The sequence below is a fragment of the Acidithiobacillus sp. genome (assembly GCF_023229925.1).
Lineage (GTDB): Bacteria > Pseudomonadota > Gammaproteobacteria > Acidithiobacillales > Acidithiobacillaceae > Acidithiobacillus.
The window spans coordinates 184,730-199,746 of the sequence record NZ_JALNYM010000002.1 but is presented as its reverse complement, the minus strand read 5'-3'; the positions used below and the strand labels follow the sequence as shown (position 1 = coordinate 199,746).

General features: G+C 55.9%; 15 protein-coding genes. All 15 read left to right on the top strand.

Annotated elements, in window-relative coordinates; all coding sequences use genetic code 11:
- Positions 1-355 precede the first annotated feature (355 nt).
- Complete coding sequence (locus M0P56_RS07530) at positions 356-1,060, top strand: MotA/TolQ/ExbB proton channel family protein (RefSeq protein ID WP_291509438.1); 705 nt, start codon at positions 356-358, stop codon at positions 1,058-1,060.
- A 48-nt stretch (positions 1,061-1,108) separates the two neighbouring features.
- Positions 1,109-1,507 (top strand): biopolymer transporter ExbD, encoded by a 399-nt coding sequence (locus M0P56_RS07525; RefSeq protein WP_291509437.1) that lies wholly within the window; start codon positions 1,109-1,111, stop codon positions 1,505-1,507.
- A gap of 101 nt (positions 1,508-1,608) precedes the next feature.
- Positions 1,609-2,355 carry an energy transducer TonB gene (locus M0P56_RS07520; protein ID WP_291509436.1) on the top strand — a complete coding sequence of 249 codons (747 nt, stop codon included), beginning with the start codon at positions 1,609-1,611 and terminating at the stop codon, positions 2,353-2,355.
- A 57-nt stretch (positions 2,356-2,412) separates the two neighbouring features.
- Positions 2,413-3,765 (top strand): cytosine permease, encoded by a 1,353-nt coding sequence (locus M0P56_RS07515; protein ID WP_291509435.1) that lies wholly within the window; start codon positions 2,413-2,415, stop codon positions 3,763-3,765.
- Between the two features lie 12 nt (positions 3,766-3,777).
- Positions 3,778-5,007: an amidohydrolase family protein gene (locus M0P56_RS07510; protein WP_291509434.1), complete on the top strand. Its 1,230-nt coding sequence runs from the start codon at positions 3,778-3,780 to the stop codon at positions 5,005-5,007.
- Positions 5,008-5,066: 59 nt separating this feature from the next.
- Positions 5,067-6,098, top strand: coding sequence for an adenosine deaminase (locus M0P56_RS07505; RefSeq protein ID WP_291509433.1), 1,032 nt, complete (start codon positions 5,067-5,069; stop codon positions 6,096-6,098).
- Positions 6,099-6,115: 17 nt separating this feature from the next.
- Positions 6,116-7,126: a phosphorylase gene (locus tag M0P56_RS07500; protein WP_291509432.1), complete on the top strand. Its 1,011-nt coding sequence runs from the start codon at positions 6,116-6,118 to the stop codon at positions 7,124-7,126.
- A 61-nt stretch (positions 7,127-7,187) separates the two neighbouring features.
- Positions 7,188-9,446 (top strand): xanthine dehydrogenase family protein molybdopterin-binding subunit, encoded by a 2,259-nt coding sequence (locus M0P56_RS07495; protein ID WP_291509431.1) that lies wholly within the window; start codon positions 7,188-7,190, stop codon positions 9,444-9,446.
- A gap of 2 nt (positions 9,447-9,448) precedes the next feature.
- On the top strand, positions 9,449-9,907 hold the full coding sequence (locus M0P56_RS07490; protein WP_291509430.1) for a (2Fe-2S)-binding protein: 459 nt from the start codon (positions 9,449-9,451) through the stop codon (positions 9,905-9,907).
- On the top strand, positions 9,900-10,766 hold the full coding sequence (locus tag M0P56_RS07485; RefSeq protein WP_291509429.1) for an FAD binding domain-containing protein: 867 nt from the start codon (positions 9,900-9,902) through the stop codon (positions 10,764-10,766). Before M0P56_RS07490 ends, M0P56_RS07485 begins: the two co-directional genes overlap by 8 nt.
- A gap of 3 nt (positions 10,767-10,769) precedes the next feature.
- Positions 10,770-11,354: an ureidoglycolate lyase gene (locus M0P56_RS07480; RefSeq protein WP_291509428.1), complete on the top strand. Its 585-nt coding sequence runs from the start codon at positions 10,770-10,772 to the stop codon at positions 11,352-11,354.
- 18 nt (positions 11,355-11,372) lie between these two features.
- The gene (locus M0P56_RS07475; RefSeq protein ID WP_291509427.1) at positions 11,373-12,464 is read left to right on the top strand and encodes a ring-opening amidohydrolase; all 1,092 of its coding nucleotides are present in this window, start codon (positions 11,373-11,375) and stop codon (positions 12,462-12,464) included.
- On the top strand, positions 12,461-13,396 hold the full coding sequence (locus M0P56_RS07470) for an XdhC family protein (RefSeq protein WP_291509426.1): 936 nt from the start codon (positions 12,461-12,463) through the stop codon (positions 13,394-13,396). The genes M0P56_RS07475 and M0P56_RS07470 overlap by 4 nt, the downstream gene beginning before the upstream one ends.
- A 23-nt stretch (positions 13,397-13,419) precedes the next feature.
- The gene (locus M0P56_RS07465) at positions 13,420-13,620 is read left to right on the top strand and encodes a DUF4089 domain-containing protein (protein ID WP_291509425.1); all 201 of its coding nucleotides are present in this window, start codon (positions 13,420-13,422) and stop codon (positions 13,618-13,620) included.
- Positions 13,617-15,014 (top strand): AtzE family amidohydrolase, encoded by a 1,398-nt coding sequence (locus M0P56_RS07460; protein ID WP_291509424.1) that lies wholly within the window; start codon positions 13,617-13,619, stop codon positions 15,012-15,014. Before M0P56_RS07465 ends, M0P56_RS07460 begins: the two co-directional genes overlap by 4 nt.
- Positions 15,015-15,017: the final 3 nt, after the last annotated feature.

Sequence of the window (15,017 nt, the reverse complement as noted above, 5' to 3'; positions counted from 1 at the left end):
AAAATCCCTTCCAATGTCTTAGCTTTTTCTGCGGAGTGATCGGCAGTGCACTCGACGTGCCTCCGAAGGCTTCGGACCGTTGCGTTTTTGGAACCTATAACACACAAAAAAAGAACTTTATCGAATTCAATGATATCTTCATTATGGGGGTGAAAGAAATTTTCTGGCAGATTCATCTGATGCACCAATATAGTGCAATGCGGCATTGTCTGCACTAAAAAAGAAATTGCCAGCCTGTTGGTTTTTTGTAACTATATGATTTTAATGATAAGGCATTCTAACAAGTACCAATGGCATATTTTCTGCTCAGTTCTATGCTGGATACTTTTGTTAATCACCTTGTGCTGGAGTTTATATGATCTCGTTCAGTTATCTCGTACATCTGGCCAACTACTCAGATGGTGTTCTGTACATCTTGATGCTCCTTTTCGTGGCCGAGCTTGCCGTTATTTTCGATCGGGGCTGGTATCTTCGTAACGCTATCAGTAAAGGTAAGAAAATCCTTTGGGGAATATCTGCCCGCGGCAAGTTGCGGCGCCCTGATCTGGAAGATCTGGTGGTTTTGTCTAAGGGGCTTCCCGAAGAATCCCTGCTGGGTGTAGCGCTCCGCCATTTCAATTTGATTCATCACTACGGCAGCGCTCGTGGCGAAGCCTTCGCGAACCGTTTGGACGAAGCTATTTTCCTGACGACACCAAGCCTGGACAAGCGCCTTTGGATTTTGGACACCATTGTCACCCTGGCGCCTCTTCTGGGTTTGTTCGGAACCATTCTCGGCATGTTCCACGCGTTCTCCATCCTTGCGGTGCCTGGTCATAATCCTACCTCCGTTACTGGCGGTGTCGCGGATGCACTGATTGCTACCGCGTCTGGACTTTTTATCGCCATGATCGGCTTGCTGAGCTTTAACGCATTCAACAACGCCATCGAGAAAACCATTTTTCAGCTCGAGTCGTTGAAAGTGGTGCTCATGAATCGCTTGGATGGCGCGCCCGTGGTGTTGGAGGAGACGGCAGTCAGTGCCCCGTCATCCGCTACCGCGTCTGAAATGACTGCATGATGCTTTGGAAGGTTTTTTCACTTTGCCAGGCAAAGTAAGGAGTAAAGCATGTTACCCCAACGCCGGCCCCGCAAAAAAGGGCGTGTCGAAATCATTCCGATGATTGACGTTATGCTGTTCCTGCTGGTTTTTTTCATCATGATTACTTTGCAGATGATTACGGATAAGGGATTAAAGCTGGACCTGCCCACATCCAGTGAGACGAAAGTACTGCCGCATCCGCATTTCGTGCTCAATATCGTGAAGGATGGCGGTGTTGTGGTGAAGGGCAAAAAAATGAGCCTGGATCAACTGCAGAGTTTCCTTGCGGGCGATGGCGACGCCAAGCATACGCAGGTGACGATCGCCGCCGATAAAATGGTTCCTTTTAAAGATTTTGTGCACGTGATGGATGCTTGTCAAAAAGCGGGTGTAACCAGTATTGGTATTGCAGCGAAGCCCGCGTGAGTAGTTGCGTTTTTACTCCGGGCAACGTGAGCGAATACCAACGTACCGTTGGCGCACGAGACAGTGCTCAAAAATGGGAATAAATTTATATGACTACCGCGATGTCTAGGGCCACAAATTATTCACTCATGCCGGAGCCGAAGGAACGACATTTTAAGTATGCCGTGGGCGGTGCCGTGGCGGTTGAAGTCCTGTTCGTGCTCGGCTTGGTCTGGTACGGACACAGCAGGCCTCCGGTAAACGCCGTTAAGCCCAAGGATCACGTCATGGCCGTACAAATGATGACCTTGCCGCAACCACCGCCGAAGGTCGTACCCAAGCCTCTACCGAAACCGGTTCCTCCCAAACCGGTAGTGCATCATGTGACGCCGCCACCGCCCCGTCCGCACCCGAAGGTGGTGATCCCGCCGAAACCGGCACCGACGCCGCCGGTGCCGCCGGTTAAGACCGCCACGCCACCAACACCGACTCCTAAATCGGTAGTGACGCCCGCGCCGAAGCCGCTAGTGACGCCACCTCCTGCCCCGCCGCCGATGTCGAGCCAACAGACGGCCTCGTTGATGGGGCGTTATGTCGGGCTGTTGCGGCCAATGATTCAGCAGAATTTGCATGTGCCTGCAGAGTTAAGAGCAATGGGGCTGAGCGGTAAGGCGACCGTTGAGTTCGAGATCTCACCTGCGGGTCAGTTGCTCTGGGTAAAAATTATCAAACCTAGTCCCCTGAGTGCGGTAAACCGTGCGGCACTTGCAGCAGTAAAGGAGGGTGGCTTCCCACCATTTCTGAAAAAGATGCCTAAGCAGAATACAGTTTTTCAAATCGACGTCGAAGTGGGTGCTAGATCAAGTTAGCGTTTATGCTGGGCATTTTAGTTTCAACGATTGGGTAAGCACCGAGGGAGAAAAGGGATGGGTGACAGGCATTCGATTAGTGCCACGACAGAGGCGGAGCGCACGAGTTCAGCGCCGCGGGTCGCTTTGATCTGGCTGGCGGCGACCATGACCGCCTCTAGCTTGCCAGTCGGGGTCTTGATCGCCCAGTTGTTTCCTTTGGCGCCATTTTTGTGGGTCGTGCTCCTGGCTTCCGCACTGTTTGTCGCCGTGGGTATCATCAGTATACCGGGATTTGTCTACGGTATTCCGACTATGGCGGTTTCTGGGCGCGTTTTTGGGAAGCCGGTCAATAAACTGATTTCCTTGAGTAACTGGATGTCCCAATTGGGTTGGCAGGCTGTGGTGTTAGTGCTCGTGGTGTATATCCTCCGCAGTGTTTTTGACAGTTACGGTTTGTTGCCGATAAATACCAGTATTTATTATGCGCTGGTATTGGCTGTGTTGGCTAATTTTGTGGTGCCCATCATTGGGTATAAGGCTATCGTGGCGGCGCAGACCGTGGGAGCGTTATTTCTCGCGCTGTTTGCGATTACCATACTGGTATATCTGCATGGCGGGCAGGCGCTTTCGGTGACACCTGCCGTAGGCCATTTTGACGGAGTTCAAACTCTGGGTGGAGTGGCCTTGGCGCTCATGGGCGGTGCGTTCTCATGGACGATGTTTGCGTCGGATTATTCGCGGTATGTGCGGCGTGACACAAGCCTGACCGGAATGGCGTTATGGCCTAGTCTTGGCGGATTTGCAGGTGGTGGTCTCATTCTCGCGTTAGCCATTACGCTGTATGTGCATGGTGGTATCCAGGTAGGGCCTGCTGGAATAAGCATCACGGCGACCGGACTGGGCACTTCGGCACTGTATTTGGGTTTTTGCACTTTTGCGATATTAGGGTTGTTGGCTTCCAATTTTCTGAACTCCTACAGCTCCGCTTTTAGCCTCGCGGTGGTAGTGGGCAAGGATCTGAATCGCAAAAAATTTACGGTTCTGGATGCCCTGCTGGCAACGTTGGTCGGCATCTACATGCTTTTTGTGGCGCCGTCATTCTGGGATTCTTTTCAGACCTTCCTGGATTTGCTGATTATTGTCGCGGCGCCGTGGACCGGTGTGATGATCACCTACGTGTTGTGGGATGTGCTCCCAGAAGCGCGCGGGGGGTTGAGCAGACTGCTACATAGGCGTGCCAATGTCTGGGTTCTCGCTATAGGGGTCGCGGTTACCGTGCTGTTCTCAAATAATCCAATTTGGGAGGGATATGGGGCGCAGCTATTGCATGGTACAGACATATCACCATTGGTGGGTGTTGCGACGACTATTGTAGTGTCAATACTCTACCGGATTTTGTTTTTACCGCGTATGGCCACCGACGCGTAGGGACGGGTACAGATGATGGAAAAGATATTTAGGGCGCCGATACTTAACCCGATAGATGCGAATACCTGGAGATTTTACCAGGACGGTGCTTTAGGTGTCGATCAGGGCATCATTGTGCGTATGGGTGATTTCACTACGATGGTGAATCAGATCGATGCTGATACGGAAGTAGAGGATCTGAATGGCGTTATCGTTCCAGGCTTTGTCGATGTCCATTTGCATTGGGTGCAACATCGTGTCAGGGGACGTTTCTCTGGCGAACTCCTGACCTGGCTGCGAGAGTATATTTGGCCGGAAGAGGCGCGCTATGTGGATACCGATTTCGCCAGGGCTGCGGCGGCGCAATTCTATGCCGATGTATTGCGTGCGGGGACCGTGATGGGCATGAGCTATTCCAGCCCGCATGCCGAGGCCACACAGATTGCGCTGACGTCGATGCGTGGCGATTGGGTCATTGGTAACGTCCTGATGGCGATTCATGCGCCCCATACATTGACTGACTACAGCCTGCATGATCCTGACGCGTTGCGTACGTTTATGCGCCAAACCGATATTACACACTATGCACTGACACCCCGTTTTGCACCGAATCTGACGGACGCATCGCTGAAGGCATTGGGGCAGATTGCCGCCGAGAGTCCATGTTTAATCCAGACACATCTCGCCGAATCGGTCGCGGAACTGCAATGGGTTAAAGAATTGTTTCCCGATGCTGCGCATTACACTGAGGTGTATGACCGCGCGGGTCTCCTGACGCCCCGGACGATATTAGGCCATTGTATTGAAATGCGTGACGAGGAATGGCGTTGTCTTCGGGCACGCGGCTCCTGGGTAGCGCATTGCCCTACCAGTAATGAGGCGCTGGGCAACCGACGCATGCCCTTGGAGCAAGTACGTGCTTACAACATTCCCTTTGCGCTGGCGAGCGACATAGGCGGTGGTCCCAGTCATAGCATGCTGCATGTCATGCAGCGATTTCTGGGAACACATCGGGAAGCGGGTGTTCCTGTTGCGCCTCAGGAGGCTTTGTATCGTTCTACCAAAGCGGGGGCTGAATGTATGGGCAGAGGATCCATCGGCGGTGATTTGACGGTGGGAAAACGTGCCGATTTTGTGCTCTTGCCGCAGAAGCCCGCAGCGGATTCTGTAGAGCGCTGGTTCGAGGAATGCCTCAGTGGTAAGTCGGCTCATCTGGAACAGCGCCCGCTGGGGACCTGGCTCAGCGGTGCACGGGTGGCCTAAGCGATGTATATGCATAGTCTTATAAGACATACGGAGTAACACCTTTTATGGAAAGTGCGATGAACGCTAAAGAAATACTGGCGGATTTTGTAGAGGAACTGCCCAAGGTGGAGCTACATTTGCATATTGAGGGTACTCTGGAGCCCGAATTACTCATCGCGCTGGCCCAGCGTAATGGCGTGGATATTCCCTATAAGACGATAGAGGCGGCACGGGCGGCGTATCAATTTGAGGATCTGCAAAGTTTTCTGAATGTCTATTATCTGGGGGCGTCCGTATTGCGGGAAGAGCGGGACTTTTATGAGTTGACCATGGCCTATATGTCCCGCTGTAAAGCCCAGCAGATTCGTCATACGGAACTGTTTTTTGATCCGCAGACGCATCTTGCCAATGGCGTGGCATTGGCGGCGGTGATGGGCGGCATCAACGCCGCCTTGCGGGACGCCGAGCGCGACTGGCAAATCTCCAGCGCACTGATTCTTTGCTTTGAGCGGGATCGCGACCCGCAACCTGCGGTGGCGCTGTTGGAGCAGGCTTGTGTTTTGGGGGGCATAGCCGGTATTGGTCTCGACTCCGCTGAATTGGGCAATCCCCCAGAAAAGTTTCAGGAGGTGTTTAAGGTGGCCAAGTCCATGGGCCTGCATCGTGTTGCCCATGCCGGAGAGGAGGGGCCGCCCGCCTATATCTGGCAGGCACTGGACGTGCTTGATGTCGAGCGCATAGATCACGGGGTTCGCTGTTTGGAGGATCCGGCACTGGTGCGTCGCCTGGTGGATGACCGGATCCCGCTGACGGTCTGCCCATTCTCCAACGTTGCGCTCAAAGTGTTTAACCGGTTATCTGAACATAATCTGGGCCGATTGTTGGAAACAGGTCTATTGGCGACGATTCATTCGGATGACCCGGCGTACTTCGGTGGATACCTGAGCGAAAACATGATTGGGACACTTTCCAGTTTGGATTTGACAGCGGAGGACGCATTACTTCTTGAGCGTAACGCTGTTGAAGCGGCTTTTTGTACGGACCAACGAAAGCAATCCCTACTCCGGGATCTGGATCAGTACGGTGCATCCCATCGGAACCTGTTATGAAAAACTCACCAAGGAGAATGTTCGTGAAAAAAAACACGGTTTGGAAGAATATGCTGTTATGCGGTGCAGTCAGCTTCTCATGGATAACGCCACTGGCCTACGCTCAGGCGGCTATACCGGCGGCGCTGAAAATGAGCCCGAAAGTGATCGTGCTGACAGCATTTCCGCCCGAATGGCAAGCATGGACGGTGCAAAAATCTTTTCAGCATCAAGTCTTGCATGTGCCAGGCCTGATTAAGCCCCTGATCTGCGACAGCAAAGGCGTCTGTGTTACGGAAACCGGCGAAGGGGAAATCAATGCCGCAGTTACCGTCACCAGCCTGGTGAAAGACGCAGCCTTGGATCTGAAGAAGACTATATTTATTCGCAGCGGCATTGCCGGCGGTGTGGACAAGGAAAACTCCGCATTGGGCAGCGTGTATATTAATAACTGGGTAATCTCCTGGGCGTTTGGCCATCATTACCTGAGTGATCAAAAGCAGTTGGCATGGTCCCCTCCGGGCTGCGCGGACTATGCCACGCCGGGCCACTGCGGAAATTATACTCAGAACATCATGGAAAATCTGGCATATAAAATCAATCCGGCCCTGCTCAATATGGCGGTAAATGCCTCGGCCCATGTCGCGCTGGAGAACTCAGTAGAGGCGAAGAAACTGGATAAAATGTTTGCTATCTCTATGGTGCCGAAGGTGATGGTGGGCGCTACCATCACGGGCAATGATTTTTGGATAGGCAAAGCGAATCAGGCCATTGCCGAACAAATTGTGCGTCTCTATACCCATGGAGAGACGACATATACCAATACCGCCATGGAGGATCTCGGGGATGTGGCCGTGCTCTCGCGTTTCGGTTTGGCGGATCATTATCTGTCCATACGGGGGATCTCTGACGTGGATGTTCCGCCCCCCGGTAAAACCGAAGAAGAAATCTGGAAAACAGGCGATTTATATGCCAGCGCTCTCGCCGAGCGTAATGCGGTGATCGTCACCAATGCCGTTATTGCGCACCTGTTACAGGGCGCCGCATGAGCATACGGGTCATCAAAGTATCCGCTGGTGCGTTGCTGGCCCGGGAGCAAGGAGTGTCACCGTGTCTTTGACCTTGGCGAAGCAGCAAACTGACCAGCAGAAGGCGAGTCCCCGCCGCGTCGATGGCATTGCCAAAATCAGGGGGACGGCGCTCTATGTCGATGACCTGCCCTGCGCAGGCGTGCTCCATGGTGCGACGGTGCGCACTATGGAGGCGGGTGGAACGCTGCAGGAGGTGGTTTTTGATCCTGCCATAGACTGGTCGGAATTTGTGGTGGTCACGGCGCGGGATATTCCAGGTATGAACGCCGTAAAGCTCCTGGAGGATGACCAGGTAGTGCTCGTTGATCGCGCGTTTCGGCACGCTGGGGAGGCGGTGGTATTGCTGGCGCATGCGGATCCGGAGAAACTTAGAATGGCGCTGAAGGGTATTTCTTTGGTGGTGTTGCCTAATACCGCGCCGATTTTTGATATCGATGCGGCACTCGCTGCGCAACAAGAAATCATACCCGGCAATATTTATACAGATTATCTTCTGGATCGGGGTGATGTTGCGGAGGGGGAGCATCTTGCCGATGTCGTCATCGAAGAGCGCTTTCTCACTCCGTCCCAGGAGCAGCTCTATATTGAGCCGCAAGGGATGCTGGCGCATTTGCAGAAAGACGGCAGCATTCTGGTAGAAGGTTCCATGCAGTGTCCCTACTACGTGCTGGACGCGTTGGTTCAGTGTATGGGGATGGATAAGAATCATCTGCGGGTGGTGCAAAGTACCACGGGTGGGGCCTTTGGCGGCAAGGAAGATTACCCCTCGGTGATTGCTTGCCATGCGGCGTTGCTGGCGCTCAAAGCGGGGGGCCGTTCGGTAAAACTCGTTTATGAGCGGGGCGAGGATTTGCGGGTGACGCCTAAGCGTCATCCTTCCCGTACCCTGATTCGTTTGGGGGCTAATAAGGCCGGAGAATTGCAGTTTATCGATATGGATTTCGCCATTGATGGCGGGGCTTATCGTACTCTCAGTCCGGTAGTGCTCTCCCGTGGTGTTATTCATGCACCGGGACCATATAAGTGTCCCCACATCCGGGTCAGGGGGCGCGCCGTCGCGACCAACCATCCGCCCTTTGGTGCATTTCGCGGATTTGGTGCGCCGCAAAGCATTTTTGCCATGGAAGTGGCCATGGACCGGCTGGCGAGAAAATTGGCTATGGACCCTGCCGAATTGCGCCGGATAAATTTGTTGCGCACCGGCGATGTGAATCCCACGGGCGATGTGGTGGGTGCTGACTGCTTTGCCCATGCTACCCTCGATGCAGCATTGGAGCACACGCATTACTACCGTCGGCTGGCGGAGTACAGGGCCTGGAATGCGGCCGGACACCAGACCCGCAAAGGCATTGGCCTGGCGACTTTTGCCCATGGTGCCGGTTTTACCGGCAACGGCGAATTACATCTGGCGTCCCGGGTTTCTCTGCAAGCCCTGGCCAATGGGCACGTCGAAATTCTTTGTTCCAACACCGAAATGGGGCAGGGTGCGGCGACCACGCTGGTCCAGATTGCGGCTGACGCGCTGGGCCTGCCCATGGATCGCGTGCATTTAGCGCAAACCGATACCTCCAGGGTGCCAAATTCTGGACCGACGGTCGCCTCCCGCACCTGTATGGTAGTCGGGGATCTCGTCCAGAAGGCGGCGGGACAATTATTGCAACGACTACGGGAAACGGCGGAGTTGGTGGCGCCTCATGACGCACAAAGTTTTGCCGCAGCGTGTGCCCGGCTTTGCGCAGCCGTCGGGGATACGCTGGTGACCGCGCAGTACCAGCCGCCGACGGATATGCGTTGGGATGAGCAGGCCTTTTGGGGACGGGCCTACGCCAGTTATGCCTGGGCGGCTTATATTGCCGAAGTGGAAGTGGATGTGTTGACGCTCGAAACGCAAGTGATTGATTTTACTGCGGTGCAGGAAATCGGCGATGCAGTGCATCCGGTGATTGTGCAGGGCCAGATTGAGGGTGGTGTTGCCCAGGGTATTGGTTATGCCCTCTATGAGGATGTGCTCTGGAATGAGCGCGGGGTCATGGCCAATGACCGTCTGACCAATTACATCATACCCACCAGCGCGGATTTGGGATTTATGCACGTGGTGTTGCTGGAAGGCGGCTTGGGAGCTGGTCCTAAAGGGGCGAAAGGCGTCGGTGAATTACCCATGGATGGTCCAGCACCCGCTATCGTCAATGCGATCCAACGAGCCTTGGATATCGATATTCGCCAGATTCCAGTCAACCCCGAAATGCTGCTGGAGCTGACGATGGGCAGAGGGATTTGATCATGTCGACGATGATGCGCATCAATGGTGAAGCATTTCGGAGCAGCTCAGCGCCGAATGCCCGCTTACTGGATGTATTGCGTAATGAATGCGACCTCAAGGGGACCAAAGAAGGTTGCGGCGAAGGAGAGTGTGGCGCCTGTGCGGTGCTGGTGAATGGCAAGCTGGTGAATAGTTGCCTGGTTCCTCTCGGGCAGATGGAGCAGGCGGAGATTACCACGGTAGAGGGCCTTCCCGAAGATAGTGCCCTGGCACAAGCTTTTGTTCAGTGCGGTGCTACCCAGTGCGGGATTTGTACGCCGGGTATGATGCTCGCGGCGACCGCCCTGTTGGCGGAGCACGCGAATCCGACCCTGGAGGAGATTCGCTGGGGCCTGAGCGGCAATCTCTGTCGCTGTACCGGGTATGGGCGCATTTATGCGGCCATCGCCCAGGCCGCCGGAGGGTCTGCTGATGTCTAAGTGGATAAGGCCGCGACATTTGCCGGAAGCTCTGGAGCTATTGGCGGCAGTCCCCGGCCCATATCGGGTGATTTCGGGCGGGACCGATCTTATGGTGGAGAGTCATCTCGCCCCGGAACGGAGCTCGGAGTCCTGGCTGGACATCAGCGGACTGCGGGAGTTGCAGGGGCTGCAGATTACGGAAGAGGGCATCCGGATTGGCGCCGCTACTTCCCTGGAAGCGATTCGCCAGCATGCGGAAGTGGTCGCCCACTGGCCGATGCTGGCCGCCTCGGCGGCGGTGACCGGGGCGCCGCCCATTCAAAACCGCGCCACGCTGGGTGGCAACGTTTGCAATGCCTCCCCTGCGGCGGACAATGCGCCGGTGTTGCTGGCTTATGGCGCACGTCTGGAGATCGCCCACCATCACGGCTCGCGCTGGTTGCCTTATGGAGATTTCCATCAGGGGTATCGCAAGACGGCCTTGCAAGCTGGAGAGTTACTCAGCGCTCTGTGGATTCCTTACCCCCCCAAACACAGTCGCGGCTATTTTCGGAAAGTCGGAACACGGGCAGCGCAAGCTATTGCCAAGGTGAGTATTGCGGCGCTCATCGAAGAAGATGGTGATGGAATTATTCAGAGCGCGCGTTTCGGCATGGCGAGTGTGGCGGCGACTCCCTGTACCTTGCCATCCGTGAGCCAATATCTGCTGGGACGTGCGTTGCGTGATATTGCTGACATGCAGGTGCGTCAAAAGATAAAGCAGGATATCGCACCTATTCAGGATATCCGTTCGACGACGGCATATCGTTTGGAGATAGCTTCCCGGCTGGTGCTGGAGGCCATACATAGGTGCAGTGAATCAAAAAAGGAGAATTAAAATATGGGTGCCCATGCAAATCAGATGGAGGCGGTTTATGTAGATGTTCCATTGCTGGATGCTACGCCGGAGAACCTCGCGGAATACGGGGTGATGATTGGCGAGGCGGTACACCGGCCGGGATTATCCATTCCCTTTTATAAGGGCAGTGTGGAAGAGGGGCAAAATCTCGATTTTGAATATACCGGTCGCGCGGTAGTCCGCACGGCGCGGATATCGCCCCGCAGTTCCGAGGTTACCTGGCTGGAACGGCACCTCAACATGACGCAGATTTTTGTCGGACTGGGCAGCATTCCCTTCGCCATGGTGCTGGGTAAACCCAATCAGGGCAGCGGGGAAAATGTCCCTCGCCTGGAGGACGTCCGAGCTTTTCGCATTCCAGCAGGGCAAGGAGTGATGATTCATGCGGGTACTTGGCACGATTTCCCAATGTCTATTGGCGATCCGGTGACGGTGATGACCATGAATTCTGACGAGGTGGTCACTGCCTTGGCGAACGCTCAGGCAGCAGACGAGATGGATGACGGTGACGTGTACAAGATCGACATCCAACGTCGCACCGGGCGGGTACTCCGGGTTCCCTTTTAATCGCAGAAGGCGAAGACCATGCGTACCTCCGTCTACCGGTTTTTTACGACAGAGCCTGCCGACGTTTCCGGACTGGCCCGGGCGATTGCCGAGGGGACGATAGATCCCCAGAGTATCGTCGCAATTATAGGCAAAACCGAAGGTAACGGCGGCATAAACGACTTTACCCGGGCTTTGGCGATGATGGCTTTGAGCCAGCTGCTGGCAACGCATTTGGATTGCCGTCCAGAATTGGTGGAAGAACGTGTGGTGTTGTCCTTTTCGGGTGGTAGTGAAGGGGTGGTGTCGCCGCATATTCTGGTGTTTGCAGTATCCGGCCGGGCGGCTAAGCAAACGTATCCGATAAAACGTCTGGCGCTTGCATCCGCCCATACGCGCCCTTTTAGCGCGCAGGAAGTGGGGCGGATGGCGATGGTGCGGGAGACCGCCCGCACGGTCACCTGGCTCATGCATACCTTGCAGGTTGAGCCTGCGGATGTCCATCTGGTGCAGATCAAAGGGGCGATACCAGCGCTGGACTCGACAACGATCGGAAACGTCCGTGGCGAGCACCTGCGCTGTGACATGGCCTGGTCACGCGGCGCTTCTGCCCTGGGGGTGGCCCTCGCGTTGGGTGAGGTGACCGAATCCGAACTATCGGATGACGCCATCAACCGGGACTGGTCCTTGTACTCCAGTCGGGCCAGCGTTTCCGCCAAACCCTTATTGCAGCGCTCCGAAATGGTGCTGTTCGCCAATTCGTGCTGGTGGGACGGTGATCTGGTCATCGCCCACGGGGTGATGCAGGACATCATCGATGTGCCGGCGATCCATGCTGTGCTGAATCAGTTGGGACTGCAGCCCGTCAACGGGCAGTTAACGACCGTCGATGCGGAGAAGGTGCTGGCGGTCTTCGCCAAATCCGATGCCGACCCGCGAGGCCATATCCGCCACCGTCGTCATACCATGTGGACAGACGCTGATATCTCCGATATGCGCTATTCCCGCTGTGTAGTCTCCGCCTTGTTGGCCGGGGTCACCGGGGAAACCGGCGTTTATGTCTCGACGCGCGCGGAGCATCAGGGTCCCCAAGGGGGTGGGCCGGTGGCCGTGATCGGGTATGCATCATGAATGCCCTCGCCAGTCGTCAGCGGCCCTTGCTTCCGGTCCGGGAAGCTGTGGTGACCCGGGTGCGGGGGTCCGCGCCCACGGCGGTCGGTGCCAGTATGTGTCTGTTGGAAGATGGCTCCCTGCTGGGCACGGTAGGTGGTGGTCGCATGGAATATCAGATCTGTCAGGTGTTGCGTACACCCGCTTCTGACGCATCCCCGGCATTGCTGAATTTTACTTTGGGCACGGCGGATGATCAGTGCTGTGGTGGGCAAGTGGAAATCTGTGTGCTGGATGTACCCCGGTTTTTTTCCGAGCTGTACCAGTCTGGCGCCTCCCGTCTCTATCAACGGGATTCAGCAGGCCGGTTGCAGCTCCTGGCCGGGATTACCCGTCTGGGACGGCAAATCGGTCCATTTGATGCCATGACCGTGCTTTTGCATGCTGACGTTCCCGGTATGGATGTAGAGGAGCGGCACTTCGCGCTGCCCGCTGCCCACCATCAGCCGCTATGGATTTTCGGTGCCGGGCATGTAGGACGGGCGATCGCCAGCATGGCCAGCAAACTGGATTTAGCGTCATTCGTATTCGATCAGCGCCCGGAATGGGCCGATCCTGCCGCCTTTCCGCCAGAAGTTACCCTGGTGGACACTTGGACCTGGGCCGATCTGCAGGCTCCGGCAACCGATGCCATGGTGCTCATCATGACCTACAGCCACGCCATGGATTACGCGTTGCTGGAGCATTTTATCGGGAAACCCTTGGCTTATCTCGGGGTCATTGCCAGCCGGTCCAAAGCGGCGCGTTTTAGTCACGCCCTGTCCCGTGCCGGACAGGATATTCCGGACTGTTTGCACATGCCCATGGGTTTGCCAGGACTCGGTAAAAAGCCCCCGGAGATCGCGATCAGTGTATTGGCAGAGTTGCTGCAATTACGGCAAAAAAAAAGCTGATTTTTAACAAAAGGAAAAGCAGGATGAATCCGCCCGGAACAGATGCTGATACGCCCGTGGATACGTATATGAACTATCTCTTCGATTCTATGGGGCTCAGTGTGCGCGAAGAATGGCGTGCAGAGGTGAAACATTATTTCATGCTGAGTGCGCGGATGGCCAAGGTGCTGGAAGCGCATCCGCTGGACATGACGGAAGATTTGGCCCCGGTATTTCGTCCATGAAGCCAGAGAACGACGCATTCCCGCAGGCGCAGGAAATTGCGCAACGGGTCCGTAGCGGCGAGTGGCGTGCCACAGAGGTGGTGCAGGAGACGCTCCGGCATATCCACGCCAGTAACGGCGAGATCAATGCCTTCACCTGTATCACGGAAGCGCGTGCCCTACGGGAAGCGGCGGCAGTGGACCAGAAGGTGGCGCGGGGCGAAGACCCCGGGCCTCTGGCGGGGGTGCCCTTTGCGGTCAAAAATCTTTTTGATTTGCAGGGCGAGATTACCCTCGCCGGGTCCAAGATCAATCAAAAAGAGGCCCCCGCCGCAGCGGACGCCACCGCCGTAAGGCGGCTCACGGCAGCGGGCGCCGTCATGGTGGGCGCTCTCAATATGGGCGAGTATGCCTACGATTTTACGGGTGAAAACATTCACTATGGGCCTTCCCGCAATCCCCATGACCTCTCGCGGATGACCGGTGGGTCCAGTGGCGGCAGTGGTGCCGCCGTAGCGGGGGGCATGGTGCCCATCGCTCTGGGTTCTGACACCAATGGTTCTATTCGGGTGCCGTCTTCCCTCTGTGGTATTTTTGGACTGAAGCCGACCTATGGCCGCCTTTCTCGGGCCGGGGCCTTCCCTTTTTGTCCTAGTCTCGATCATGTCGGCCCGCTGGCACGTAGCGTGACGGATCTCGCTCTGGCCTATGATGCCATGCAAGGGACCGATGCCGCGGACCCCGTTTGCGCGGAGAGGGCGAGTGAGGCGGTCAGTGGAAGTCTGGCAGACGGTGTCGCCGGCCTGAAAATAGCCATTGCCGCCGGCTATTTCACCCAACAGGCGACGCCAGCAGCGGAGCAGGCACTGGCGCGGGTCGCGGCGGCACTGAATGTGACTGACCTCGTCGAATTTCCCGGAACTGCGCAGGCGCGCGCCGCCGCCTATCTCATCACCAATGCCGAAAGCAGTAATCTGCATCTGAACCGTCTGCGTCATCATGCCGCCGACTATGACCCGGACGTGCGGGATCGCATGCTGGCCGGTACTTTGCTGCCAGCTTCCTGGAGTATTCAAGCCCAGCGTTTCCGGCATTGGTACCGGGCGGAAGTGCTCAAGGTTTTCGCGCGCTATGACCTGTTGCTGGCACCGGCCACGCCCATGTCGGCGCCCGCCATCGGGCAGCGCTATATGGAACTGGATGGGGAGCAAATGATGGTGCGACCGCATCTGGGATTATACACCCAACCCCTCTCCTTCATTGGTCTCCCGGTGGCGGTGGTGCCTGTGGCCAGCGCGGGGGCGATGCCTATCGGGGTCCAGATTATTGCCGCACCCTGGCAGGAGGCGCGAATATTCAAAGTTGCAAGACAGCTTGAGTTGCACGGATTTACCAGTCCAATCCCCACCCACTAAGAG

Bases quoted from the DNA above. Each gene is read 5' to 3' on its own strand.
- M0P56_RS07505 (WP_291509433.1), top strand. From the start codon at position 5,067: ATGAACGCTAAAGAAATACTGGCGGATTTTGTAGAGGAACTGCCCAAG.
- M0P56_RS07515 (WP_291509435.1), top strand. From the start codon at position 2,413: ATGGGTGACAGGCATTCGATTAGTGCCACGACAGAGGCGGAGCGCACG.
- M0P56_RS07465 (WP_291509425.1), top strand. From the start codon at position 13,420: ATGAATCCGCCCGGAACAGATGCTGATACGCCCGTGGATACGTATATG.
- M0P56_RS07520 (WP_291509436.1), top strand. From the start codon at position 1,609: ATGTCTAGGGCCACAAATTATTCACTCATGCCGGAGCCGAAGGAACGA.
- M0P56_RS07530 (WP_291509438.1), top strand. From the start codon at position 356: ATGATCTCGTTCAGTTATCTCGTACATCTGGCCAACTACTCAGATGGT.
- M0P56_RS07510 (WP_291509434.1), top strand. From the start codon at position 3,778: ATGATGGAAAAGATATTTAGGGCGCCGATACTTAACCCGATAGATGCG.
- M0P56_RS07500 (WP_291509432.1), top strand. From the start codon at position 6,116: ATGTTCGTGAAAAAAAACACGGTTTGGAAGAATATGCTGTTATGCGGT.
- M0P56_RS07490 (WP_291509430.1), top strand. From the start codon at position 9,449: ATGTCGACGATGATGCGCATCAATGGTGAAGCATTTCGGAGCAGCTCA.
- M0P56_RS07460 (WP_291509424.1), top strand. From the start codon at position 13,617: ATGAAGCCAGAGAACGACGCATTCCCGCAGGCGCAGGAAATTGCGCAA.
- M0P56_RS07470 (WP_291509426.1), top strand. From the start codon at position 12,461: ATGAATGCCCTCGCCAGTCGTCAGCGGCCCTTGCTTCCGGTCCGGGAA.
- M0P56_RS07480 (WP_291509428.1), top strand. From the start codon at position 10,770: ATGGGTGCCCATGCAAATCAGATGGAGGCGGTTTATGTAGATGTTCCA.
- M0P56_RS07475 (WP_291509427.1), top strand. From the start codon at position 11,373: ATGCGTACCTCCGTCTACCGGTTTTTTACGACAGAGCCTGCCGACGTT.
- M0P56_RS07525 (WP_291509437.1), top strand. From the start codon at position 1,109: ATGTTACCCCAACGCCGGCCCCGCAAAAAAGGGCGTGTCGAAATCATT.
- M0P56_RS07485 (WP_291509429.1), top strand. From the start codon at position 9,900: ATGTCTAAGTGGATAAGGCCGCGACATTTGCCGGAAGCTCTGGAGCTA.